We start from the raw sequence: 12,435 nt of genomic DNA, 5'->3' as shown, positions 1-12,435 counted from the left end.
ATTCAAAATAGTTAGGCAAAAGCTCAAGCCTTATTACTATTTTGTACTAAACCTGCCACAAGCTCAGGATGTTTGTAGACATACTCAGCTTTTTTTAAAAGCTCTAAGCACTTTCGTCTTGTATCCTCTTCCATGACCTTGCATTTGTCACTCGACTTCTTCTCCTGAAGTTCGATTCGACTTCTGGCCGCTTTCATGTCATTTTGAAGATCCTCATATTCAGCTTCTATCTGTTTTTTGATAAGTTCTACATACATATCAGCGGATTCTTGAGCAGATTCCATTACATTGCCAAGTCTCACTGCTGCATCTGCAAGCGTACCCGAGTTATTTATCTTATGAAGCGCCATATCAACTTCATCTTTCATAGCAGCCTTCTCACGCTCAAGTCTTGCTTTAAGCCCTTCAATATCCTTATCGAATTTAGCCTGCTGCTGTGCTTTCTGCTCTGCAAACTTCTGACGCATTTCATTTCTTTCTTCATCAAATTTATGCATCATTTCTTCTCTTTCATCTGCTGCCTGTTGAAGGATAACTTCTTTTTCCTTATTAAACTGTTCCTGAAGTTCTTTTTCATGGGCAATTGCAGCCTCAGCTTCTTCAGAGAACTTAAGCATCATTTCGAGAAGCTGAGCTCTACTTAGCTTCTTAAGATCCAGTTCTGCCATAATCAACCTCATGTTTCAAACGCTATAAAGCGTATAAGACAGACAAATTCATCACATTTTTGATGTTTTTTGTAAATACATATAAACTCACTGATAGATTATCATAATATCGTTTCTATATATTGGCAATATTGATATTAAACAAATCAAATACGTAATTTCGTTATTTTATTGATAAAAACATTATGCTGTAGAAACCATTGATGTCGGCGGCGTTTCCGATCTTGATGTTAAAAAAGACTTTCTCGCAAAAACTAATCCTACGCCATGTAAAAAGTACTAATATAAAGCTTCCTAAATTATACCACACGCTCCGAAAGTTTTTATAATAATTACCATCATAAAAACATGATTTTTTGAAATGAAAGTCGGTCATTTTGTTTTAGATAGGCTTAAAAAGAAGCTTTTAGCGCCTGGCCTTTAGAAAAAGTTCATTGTAGATATTAACGAAAATTCATTAAGTAAAGCTTTTAATGCACCTTACAATAATGAACAAAAAAGAGCATCGATTTATAATCAATACTCTTTAGTGCGGGAAAAGGGACTTGAACCCTCACGACCTAAGCGGTCACAAGATCCTTAGTCTTGCTCGTCTGCCAATTCCGACATTCCCGCAAACCCTTATTTAACTATATCGCTTGCCTTATAAGTAAGGCAGTGCAGGAAAAGGGACTTGAACCCTCATGATATTGCTATCACATGGACCTGAACCATGCGCGTCTGCCATTCCGCCATTCCTGCATATAGCATGTGCACTACGCTGTAGTCCCTCGCGCTCTGCACGCGACATGTATTATATTATCCTCTAGAGAGATTTATGTCAACACTTATTTTTTATTTTTTCAAAAAACTTACTCAAACTTATTCTAAACACAATTCAGATCCAAGCCTTCAGAAAATATACATTTTTGAATCAAAGATTCAAAAATGTATATGATTGTGCTTTTATGTAGTCACTATATTTTATGGATAACGCAAAAGAGCACCAGTCATCCGACTGATGCTCTTCGTGCGGGAAAAGGGACTTGAACCCTCACGACCTAAGCGGTCACAAGATCCTTAGTCTTGCTCGTCTGCCAATTCCGACATTCCCGCAAACCTTATAATTTGTCGCCATACTCGCTGCACGCGACTGTTATATGATATCCTTTTGATCATTTAATGTCAACACCTATTTGCATTTTTTCCAAAAAATCGTTTTATCGATCGCGCATTAACATTATTATATAGAAGATACAGTCTTCATGATAACTCTGTTAAAATCCTCTTGTTAAAACTGTTGTTCTTCTGAATCTCCAGGTCATAGTCACAATCTGTATCTATACTTACTTCGCCGCATATATCTATGCCCAATACTTTTTTTGACCCTACGAGTCGTTTTATAATCTCTAAAAGAGTATCTGCCAGCATAGTTCCCTGGTCCCAATTGGTCTTTAACTGATCCGGAGACAATACATCTTTGTCAACAGAAATATATACAGGAAGGTCATGCGATAACCCGTCCATAATTCTGTTCATAGTGTTATCAAAGTTTTTAGTACCATCTCCAACGTTAATATTGTCATAGTCAAGACTTTTGTAAACATCATTTTCTATTCCGCATACGCTATCGCAGATTGACACCAATGTCACTTTTTTTCTTACGGCATCATCTATTTCATCAAATAGCTCTTTATTAATTCCGACAGCTATGACGTTTCTGACATTTACGTTAGTTTCAATTACTTTTTTGACCCAGCTACCGCAAGAAAGGATATCGCCAAACATGGAAGGCTTCATATCAGGATGATTATCAAAATATATAAGATCAAAGGGTTCTTCAATCATTGAAGTAAAGATATGTGACATATAATGATAATTGCCATTATCTATAAAATGAATACCTCGAAGAGGAACTTTCTCACCTTCTATGATATTTCTGATCGTTCTCTCTCCATCATCGTCGCAAAAGCAATCTGTTCCGCTTATGTCCTTGCATTCAATAAAGCGAGGATTATCTATATTTCTATAGAAATCCTCGCTTTCATATACACCTGTAAAATTAAAAATCGCTACATCATCAAATTTATTCATAATCAGATCCTTGATGCTTGGTTATATATACTGCGATACTACATCTTAACAAAAAGCTTCATTATAGTCAGCTCTCGGCTTCCAGTTCAGCCAGATGAGAAATAGCATCTTTTGCTATAATGCGCTCTGCAGTCTCAGCAAGATGCAGTTCTTCCGGTGAATTAACGCTAAGAGCACTTGCGTACTCGATACCGGCTTTTCGAAGTTCATATACAACAGCCTCGCTGTCAGTCTGAAGTCCCATCATAAGATAGTATCTGTCATCCGCCTTATAGAGCGCAGAATCCACTATCGGCATAGCCGATGCGATCTTTGAAAATCTTATCACCTTATCAAGATTATCGAATTCGCCCATATAGCGCTGATATTCAAGCGCAGGCTTAGATATGACATTAACTTCCTGTATCTTCTCAAGAGCACTGATAAGTTCCTGACCTTCTTTGCTCTCTTCAAGATACATACGACCTACCATATTATTCATTCCTTCGACAAGTTTATTTAGTGCATCACTTTTATCCTTGCCTTTTTCAGCTTTGACTGCATCTATCTTGTCCTGTGTGAGATAATCCAGAATTCCCTGAGCAATACTGCGAAGGCGGTCTGCAGAACTTTGTATATCATCATTGTCCATCTTAACCGCATATATACGTACACTTCCATCAGCCATCAGATTCCTGCTCATCATCATAACTTCATTCTCAGGATCATATGACAGCTGCTGCCCAACTTCCTGATTGAGCTGCGTCATAAATGGAATACTCTTTTCTTCTCCATGTAAAAGAGCTTCAGGTGTAAGTCCGATCTCATGAAGTTCCTGAGCAGCAATACTGCACTGCACAGTCTTTTCACTTATTTTTATAATTACCATCCTGCCTCACTCCTCTCAATTAAGTATATTATATATCAAAAATTAGCACTGTCCAGCTGAGAGTGCTAAAACTTTTATAAAATAAATTTGTAATTTTTAAAAATTAGGTGTTGCCTTTTCAAAAACCCTGTTATATAATAGCACTTGTGCCGGGGTGTAGCGCAGTTGGCTAGCGCGCTACTTTAGGGAAGTAGAGGTCGCAAGTTCAAGTCTTGTCACTCCGACTATGATAAGAAATCGCACTGATGATTTGATCATCAGTGCGATTTCTTTTTTTGAACAAAAGCAGAATTCACATCTAATCCTTACTTATATCTCTTATTGTATGACCTTTGTAATATTTTAGAATCTTTTTATGTTCCATCCATGTTATTGCAATGCATATGATCATCACATATGCTATGATTTAAATTACGATATTCACTACAAATACGCATATTCTTGGAGGATATATGTCCACCTCACTTAATATAGGAATACTGGCACATGTTGATGCCGGTAAGACAACTTTATCAGAAGCATTATTATATGAAGCAGGTGCTGTTAGATCTATCGGACGAGTTGATCATGGTGACGCCTTTTTAGACACCTTTGATCTGGAAAAAGAACGAGGAATCACCATTTTCTCAAAGCAGGCAAGACTGGAAGCTTTTGATCGTAAGATCACTTTAATGGACACTCCCGGGCATATTGACTTCTCTCCCGAGACAGAGAGAACTCTTCAGGTCCTAGATGCAGCAATTCTGGTTATAAGCGCAGCTGATGGTGTAGGAGCTCATGTAAGGACACTTTGGTCATTGCTTGAGCATTATAATGTTCCAACTTTTATTTTTGTAAACAAGATGGATCAGCCGGGAAGTGATATGGATGAAATCTCCGCCTTGCTAAGCCAAAGTCTTGGAAGAAGCATTGTAAACATGACTCTCGGAGTCAACGATCCTATGGTATGTGAAAGTATAGCAGTCTGCGATGATAACCTTCTAGGCAGCTACCTTAACGGTACCCCTATTAAGGAAAGTGACATAATAAACCTGATATCCAAAAGGCTTCTATTTCCTTGTTACTATGGAAGTGCTTTAAAAGGTGAAGGCGTCAGGGCTTTCCTTGAAAATCTGTGTAGATATGCCCCTACCCCCTCATATCCTGATGATTTTGGAGCAAGAGTCTATAAGATTTCCAGAGACAGTGACGGAACCAGATTATCTTTTCTCAAAATAACAGGAGGAAGTATATCAATACGAGATACTTTTGGAGAAGAAAAGATATCACAGATAAGGCTGTACTCCGGAAGTAAATACGAACAGGTGCAAAGTGCCGAGGCAGGGACAATCTGTGCAATAGCAGGGTTATCCGGCACAAGAGCAGGCGACGGTCTTGGCTTTGAAGCATCAAACCACGAAGAGCTGCTAGAACCTATATTAAATTGTAGGATCCTGCTGCCTGATGATGAAGATCCCTACAAAGTCTGGCAGAACCTCCTCATCCTTCAGGAAGAAGAACCTATGCTCAGCGTATCAAGGACTGAAGAAAACGGCGATATATACGTACGAGTTATGGGACAGGTTCAGATGGAGATCATAAAAAGACTCATGATGGACCGCTTTAAAATGAGCATAGATTTCGGCCAGGGACGTATCATATACAAAGAGACTATTGCTAATACAGTCGAAGGCGTAGGGCACTTCGAGCCTCTAAGACACTATGCAGAGGTTCATCTAATGCTAGAGCCCTCTGCCCCTGGATCCGGTCTTAGTTTCGAAGCAAACTGCCCTACTGATATCCTGGCTCGCAACTGGCAAAGACTCGTCCTGACCCATCTTGAGGAGAAAAAACACAAAGGTGTTCTCACAGGTTCCGAGATCACAGATATGAAGATAACTCTCATATCAGGCAAGGCTCATCTAAAACACACTGAGGGCGGAGACTTTAGAAAAGCGACTTACAGAGCTGTACGACAAGGACTTATGATGGCGAACTCTGTACTACTTGAGCCTGTGTACAGATATGAACTTATAGTTCCTTCTGAAAATGTAGGACGAGCCATGACTGATCTGTCACAAAGAAATGCCACAGTAAATTCACCTGAGATAGAGAATGGCAAAACTGTCCTTAGAGGTACAATCCCCGCTGCATGCCTTGGAAACTATGCAGAAGATGTAAGAAGCTACACAAGCGGCGAAGGGTCTATATCCTGCGTACTAAAAGGCTATGCCCCGTGCCATAACGCAGAAGAAGTCATAGCCAAAAGCAACTACGATCCGGAGCTTGATACCCACAATCCTTGCAGCTCCGTCTTCTGTTCTCACGGAGTAGGCACTGTCATCCCATGGAATGATGTCAGAAAATATATGCATGTAGATACAGGGTGGAGGCCTGAAGGAGACAATACTCCTATTCCCAGCAACATCGCTATGGAGTATGACATTGAAAACATTACTGCATTCAAAGCTCGCACTTCCAATGAGGCAGTTGTTGATAACAGGTCCTTTTCTGAGAAAGAGCGTGATTACAGGGCAGGTCAGGATGAACTCATGGCTATCTTCGAAAAGACCTACGGCCCAATTAAAGACCGCCGTACCAATAACGATGATGACAGGCCACGCACCTACGGAGTTCCTGATGACAAACCCAAAGGGATATCTGATCCCAAGTATGATGAAAAAAGAGATGCCAAAGCCCAGAAAAAAGCAAATGGTCAGAAAGAATACCTTCTTATAGACGGTTACAACGTACTATTTGCTTCAAGCGATCTAAAATCTCTCGCAGAAAGAGATATAAATGCTGCAAGAGACAAGCTTATGGATATAGTATCTAATTTCCAAGGGTACAGACGAGAGAACATAATCCTAGTATTCGATGCCTACAAGGTTCATGGAGGATCAGAAAAAGTCCTTAAATACCATAACCTTGATGTAATATATACCAAAGAAGCAGAAACCGCAGACCAATATATAGAAAGAACCTCACATGAGCTTTCGAAAAACTATAAAGTTACAGTTGCAACATCTGACGGAATCGAACAGGTTATCATATTAGGAGCTGGCGGTATCCGTATGCCTGCAAAAGAGTTCTGGGACGAGGTAAAAAATACAGAAGATCAGATAAGACAGCAACATATAGAGACACTAGACAATAAGCTACATAACTATGTTCTTAAAGATATAGACCTTAATAGTACAGATTCATAAGTTCATACATTTTTGAATCAAAGATTCAAAAATGTATATACTTTCTATCTGAATACAAATCAAATAATCCCCCCATACATGACATACAGATGAGTATTACGATATCGAAACTCATCAAATATCATGTATAGGGGGATTTTATCACTTAATATGCTTTCTTTAACATATATATCAGTCTTTATACTCTTCAAGTTTCTCATTAAGAGCTGCGCAGATCTCATCACCATCGATTCCGTGTACTGCACATGCCTCTCCAAGAGATTCCATCTGAGATGCTGGACAGAAAATACATTCCATGCCGCAGTCCATAAGGAACTGTGCTGTAGAAGGATGCTTAGCTATGATCTCGCCTACAAGCATATCTGTTGTAATAAGATCAGCACCTTCCTTTTTATCTTCAGAAGATTCATCGCTCATAGCTTTGGCAGCTGCCTCTGCTCCGGCCTTCTCTGCTTCTTCATTAACAGGAGCATTAGCAAGCTCCTCGTCACTACCAAATAAAATATCTCTTAAACTCATATTAATAAAGCCTCCGTATAATCAATAACTACATCAAGTTGAATTCTACATTATGAAATATAATAAAGCAAGCATATAAAAGGCTTATATCATATTAATTTTCTATAAACATCTGCAATTATATTGCGTACTATTATTGTATCCATCCTTAACTATCATTCTATTTTCTAAAAATCCATTATGAATGAACCAGTATACCAATCGCATGGATACTAAAACTAAATCTTATTACAAAATCATCATACAGATTCAATGATATACAGCCTGCTGTCACCCGTCCTAAGGATTCCTGTCTTATCGCCGTCCTGATCAAAACCGGTACTTCCAAACTTGGGGCGAAGCCTTACGCCTACTCTGTTAAGCAGTGCACCAGGAGCTGTCATATCTTCTCTTTCATTCTGAACTTTGACAACAGAGTTAGCTATATTATGTATAATACCATCCTGTTTAATATGTATCGGAGTAAACATATTGATAAGACTACCCATAGTCTTAAGGTCGATATCTACATATCTGTTAGTGATATGGTATGTCTTGCTATCATCAAGTCCGCAAGTTCTAAGAGTCACAACATCTCTGTTAGGTCTGCTTTCTCTCTGAAGCATAAATGCTATGGCCTTTTTGCCATCATCCGATACTGTAATACACCTTCCATCATCTAATCTGTAATAATGCCCGAATTGAAGGGTATGTCTGTATTTTTTGTAAAAGTCTATCTGATCTTTGATTTCTTTTTTGTCAGAAGCAGTAATATCACACAGATTAAGCTCGTATCCAAAGCATCCAAATGAGGCTACGTCAAATCTGGTCTCAAGAGGTACTGTGTTAAGAGTCTGGTGATTTGGAGTTGCAGATACATGCGCGCCTACTGTCGATTGAGGATATCCATAGCTATAACCTCTCTGGATATCTGCTCTGCATATAGCATCCGTATCATCAGATCCCCATATCTGAGGAAAATAACACAGAATTCCCAGATCAAACCTGTTACCACCTGCAGAACATCCTTCAAACAATATATCAGGGAAAGAATCTGTCAATTCCTTCATAATGCGATATAAGCCAATGTAATAGCGGTGCATAAATTCATCCTGCCTGTCTGCAGGAAGTTCTTTAGAATAGCAGTCAGAGAATATACGATTCATATCCCATTTTACATAAGAGATATCACCCGACCCAAAGACCTTCTTCATAGACTCGATAACATAATCCTGAACATCAGTTCTTGTAAGATCCAGATTCATCTGATTACGACCCTTGGAATGAGCATGTCCCGGAACCTGAACAGCCCAGTCAGGATGCGCTCTGTAAAGGTCACTGTCTTCATTGACCATCTCAGGCTCTACCCATATACCAAACATAAGCCCAAGATCATTTATTTTCTTGGAAAGACCACTTATGCCGCCCGGCAATTTGTCTTTATTTTCATACCAGTCGCCAAGTGAACTTTTATCATCATCACGCTTGCCAAACCATCCATCATCCATTACAAAAAGCTCTATTCCAAGTCCTGCAGCTTCCTTAGCCAGTTTTAAAAGACTTGACTCTGTAAATCTGAAATAAGATGCTTCCCAGCTATTGATAAGGATCGGTCTGTTCTTATCTCTCCATTTTCCTCTTACTATATGCTTTCTGACAAAATCATGCATGTGGCGGCTCATTCCATTGGCACCATTCATATCAAAAGTCATAATACTTTCAGGAGTTTCAAATCTCTCACCTTTATCAAGCGTCCATCCAAAAGTCGCCGGAGATATACCACTTATAAAACGGCTCTTATCATATCCATTGGATGAAAGAGCCTCATAATGATTACCACTGTAAATAAGGTTAAAGCCATAGCAATAACCGCTATCTTCGGTAGTATCTTTATGGGAGATCATGACAAATGGATTGGACCTGCTTCCGGATTCGCCTGCAGCCATCTCCTCTGATACACATCTTCCGCCATCGCAGACACTGTCTGTTCTATGCATTTCATCAGCCCATCTTCCATGGAAAGATGTAAACACAAGCCCATTTTCATGAAAATCAATCTGGTTACTCATGATACGGTCTATGTGAATCTTCTCATTTGCAGATACTATGACTGCTCGTCTTGTGATAACATCACATTCAGGATATACACTGTATATAACTTCAAGGCAAGTTCCATACTCTTTGTCTTTATATGTAACAACAAGCTGCTGAGCATAGTCTTCTGATGAGCCGACGCTAGTCTTAACACTATCATCATATGATCCCGGAAGAGAGGAAGGAGCTTGTATATCATTAGTAATAGAAGCCTTCTCAAATGTAAAATCTGAAGTTTTAGAACCATTCTCATGTGTTACAAGAATAAATGGATCTCTTATATCTCCTTTACCAAAAGAGCTTATCTCGAGAGGAAGATCTTCAAGCGCGATCCCCGGAAAATCATCACTATATGAGATCATATTCCCGCCTACAGCAGGATGCTTTTCGCTAAGGCTATAACAGATATTGTTAAGACATATAGACGCAGCTTCACTTTCTGAGCCATCTCCAAAGGAGGAAGCTTTTAGAAATTCCTCATATTGCGTTTCCGATATCACTGAAGCACCGTAATGAAGATGCTCCGGATGTCCGGATTTTAAAATATTAAAAAGATACGATGTATGCAAAGTCTGAAGCAAAAAACATCCATTTCTCTCAATGATCATAGCAAGTCACCACTCCCAATATATAATGTTCTGTTCCCCTGATTAAGCTCTAATGCCATCCATAAGAATATCTATCATGTTATTAAGTGCATTCTGGTATTCCATATTAAATTTGATAAGAACATCAGAACTAAGGAACTTCTCTACAGTTGCTTCGAATATCACTTTAAGAGTAGGAATAGAAATAGGTCTGATACTGCCCTCTTCGATACCTTGTTCTATTAGAGCTATAGTCTCTTCCCAGTCGCTTTCAAGTCTATCGTTAATCTTGGAATAAACTTTTGGATACTTGTCTTTAAGCTGGAACATCAGACGGAAATCCACATTCTGATAACTATCAGGAAGAGCAATAAGTATCTTGCTAACCTTTTGAGCAGTAGTAAGACTATTATCATTCAAGATAGCATGCTCACTCTCTTTAATAGAATTAAATACATAGTCAACCATGCTATCGAGCATCTCTTCCTTATCATGATAGATCTTATATATGGTCTTCTTGCTCATATGCAATTCTTTGGCAATGTCATCCATAGTAAACTTAAGGCCTTTAGCCTTGTATTCAACTATTACAGTCTCCAGTATCTTCTTCTGTGTCTCATCCATAACTCATCTCCGATAAAAAATATTCTTTATACGTTTCCATATGCTTGCACCAAATAAACATTTTTAACATTTGGAAACTTAATCATTTTCCTTGGTTTCCATTTTATCATTCATTATCGTAAAATGGAATATAAAAAAGTAGCCAAAATTTTCAAAAAATTTTGGCTACTAATATAACATCGCAAAAGTTAAAACTATTTCTATCACTTTTATAGTATACTGTCTCTTTCAAGATCTTTTTCAAATCAAAAGCCAGTACATCCAAACTATGATAAAAACACTTATAATAAACACTATGATCAGATCAATTACTTAAGGACTTCGCACAGATATTCAAATGTTCTGGCTGCAGAAGCTACAGAAAGTTTCTCTGATGTAGTATGAACACCTTCCATATCAGGTCCTATAGAGATACAGTCAAGTCCCTCAAGCTTCTGACCAAAAAGTCCACATTCTACACCTGCGTGAAGAGCTTCTATCCTAGGCTCACGGCCGTAAATCTTCTTAAACACATCTATCATATGCTCGCGAAGCTTAGAATCTGACTTAAATGGCCATCCCGGATAGGATGATGTGATCTTGGCCTTGGCTCCAAATGCCTCTGTAATGTATACAAGTCTGTCAAGAAGAGCATCCTTGCTGCTATCTACGCTACTTCTAACAGCATACTCAAGTGTCACTTCGTTATCAGAACTTACAATAACTCCAAGATTAAGAGATGTCTCTACAAGTCCCGGAACAGATGCGCTCATAGCCTGGATACCATTTGGTAAGGATAATATGAGCTTGTATACATTCTTCATTGAAGCGTTATCAAGACAGTCAAAAGTACATTTTTCTCTTGCTGTTACCGTAAACTTAACATCAGGATCCTTGATTTCAAGTTCACTCTTAACGATAGCTTCAAGGTCCTTTACTGCCTTTAAAGCAGCTTCTTTACTTGTATCTTCAGGCACTACTATAGTTGCCTTTGCATTAACCGGAATTGCATTATCAGCTACTCCGCCATTTATCGAAACAAGTGAAATATCGTTTTTGTCAGAAACTGCAGCAAGAATTCTTCCAAGGAGAATATTAGCATTACCATGTTCTTTGATTATCTCTGTACCTGAATGTCCACCAAGAAGGCCTGACACTTCGATATCATATAGCATACCGCTTCTGCTAACCTTAGATACAGGAAGAGTTGCATAAAATCTTGCTCCGCCTGCACAAGATGTAAGAAGTACACCCTCTGTCTCAGAATCGATATTGATAAGCTTTCTGCCCTTTAATGGAGACAGATCTATCGCAAATGCGCCGTCCATTCCAGTCTCTTCATTGGTTGTTATAACAACTTCAAGCCTAGGATGAGGAATTGTCTTAGAATCAAGAAGTGCAAGACAATAAGCAACAGCAATACCGTCATCACCACCAAGAGATGTACCCTCAGCCCAGATCTTATCACCATCTGTAACAGGCTTTAAAGGCTGAGTAGCCATATCAATATCATAATCAGCATCATGAACAGCTACCATGTCCATATGCCCCTGAAGGATGATCGGCTCCCTGTCTTCATATCCTTCACTAGCTTCACCGAATATGATAACATTTCTGGTCTCATCCTGTATGTACTCAAGATTCCTATCCTTGGCAAACTTCACAAGATAGTCACTGATCATCTGAACATTATTTGATCCATGAGGGATCTGTGTTATCTCCTCAAAAAAATGAAATACTGACTTTGGCTCTAAATTATCTAAAACGCCCATTATCAAGTCCTCCTGTTAATACAGATTTATTTAGTATCAGTAAAAGATCTACGCCTCTAGTGTACTGACTCGTTCATATTTAAT

At 38.8% G+C, this 12,435-nt stretch carries 8 protein-coding genes and 4 tRNA genes; 2 read left to right on the top strand and 10 right to left on the bottom strand.

Annotation, left to right across the window (positions count from 1 at the left end; all coding sequences use genetic code 11):
- Window positions 1-23: 23 nt before the first annotated feature.
- The 6 genes from I7804_RS07230 to I7804_RS07205 all read right to left on the bottom strand — a co-directional run bounded on the left by I7804_RS07230 (window position 24) and on the right by I7804_RS07205 (window position 3,609).
- Window positions 24-680, bottom strand: a complete 657-nt coding sequence (locus tag I7804_RS07230; protein ID WP_248405701.1) for a gp58-like family protein — start codon at window positions 678-680, stop codon at window positions 24-26.
- Window positions 681-1,198: 518 nt separating this feature from the next.
- Window positions 1,199-1,283 (bottom strand) — tRNA-Leu (locus I7804_RS07225).
- 43 nt (window positions 1,284-1,326) lie between these two features.
- Window positions 1,327-1,409, bottom strand: a tRNA-Leu gene (locus I7804_RS07220).
- Between the two features lie 269 nt (window positions 1,410-1,678).
- Window positions 1,679-1,763, bottom strand: a tRNA-Leu gene (locus I7804_RS07215).
- Window positions 1,764-1,910: 147 nt separating this feature from the next.
- Window positions 1,911-2,741, bottom strand: a complete 831-nt coding sequence (locus I7804_RS07210; protein WP_248405700.1) for an arginase family protein — start codon at window positions 2,739-2,741, stop codon at window positions 1,911-1,913.
- Between the two features lie 67 nt (window positions 2,742-2,808).
- The gene (locus I7804_RS07205) at window positions 2,809-3,609 is read right to left on the bottom strand and encodes an adaptor protein MecA (RefSeq protein WP_248405699.1); all 801 of its coding nucleotides are present in this window, start codon (window positions 3,607-3,609) and stop codon (window positions 2,809-2,811) included.
- Between the two features lie 150 nt (window positions 3,610-3,759).
- On the opposite strand from I7804_RS07205, the gene I7804_RS07200 reads away from it, so the two are divergent.
- Window positions 3,760-3,833 (top strand) — tRNA-Pro (locus I7804_RS07200).
- Between the two features lie 228 nt (window positions 3,834-4,061).
- Window positions 4,062-6,797: an NYN domain-containing protein gene (locus tag I7804_RS07195; RefSeq protein ID WP_248405698.1), complete on the top strand. Its 2,736-nt coding sequence runs from the start codon at window positions 4,062-4,064 to the stop codon at window positions 6,795-6,797.
- 171 nt (window positions 6,798-6,968) lie between these two features.
- Here I7804_RS07195 and I7804_RS07190 read toward each other — a convergent pair whose 3' ends face one another.
- The 4 genes from I7804_RS07190 to I7804_RS07175 all read right to left on the bottom strand — a co-directional run bounded on the left by I7804_RS07190 (window position 6,969) and on the right by I7804_RS07175 (window position 12,351).
- Window positions 6,969-7,316: a DUF1858 domain-containing protein gene (locus tag I7804_RS07190; protein WP_022757232.1), complete on the bottom strand. Its 348-nt coding sequence runs from the start codon at window positions 7,314-7,316 to the stop codon at window positions 6,969-6,971.
- A gap of 239 nt (window positions 7,317-7,555) precedes the next feature.
- Window positions 7,556-9,997, bottom strand: coding sequence for an alpha-galactosidase (locus tag I7804_RS07185; protein ID WP_248405697.1), 2,442 nt, complete (start codon window positions 9,995-9,997; stop codon window positions 7,556-7,558).
- 42 nt (window positions 9,998-10,039) lie between these two features.
- Complete coding sequence (locus I7804_RS07180; RefSeq protein ID WP_027218413.1) at window positions 10,040-10,600, bottom strand: TetR/AcrR family transcriptional regulator; 561 nt, start codon at window positions 10,598-10,600, stop codon at window positions 10,040-10,042.
- Between the two features lie 308 nt (window positions 10,601-10,908).
- Window positions 10,909-12,351, bottom strand: coding sequence for an aminoacyl-histidine dipeptidase (locus tag I7804_RS07175; RefSeq protein WP_248405695.1), 1,443 nt, complete (start codon window positions 12,349-12,351; stop codon window positions 10,909-10,911).
- Between the last annotated feature and the right edge of the window lie 84 nt (window positions 12,352-12,435).

The sequence above is a fragment of the Butyrivibrio fibrisolvens genome, assembly GCF_023206215.1.
GTDB lineage: Bacteria > Bacillota > Clostridia > Lachnospirales > Lachnospiraceae > Butyrivibrio > Butyrivibrio fibrisolvens_C.
The sequence above is the reverse complement of the archived record's forward strand: the minus strand, read 5'-3'. Positions and strand labels throughout refer to the sequence as shown.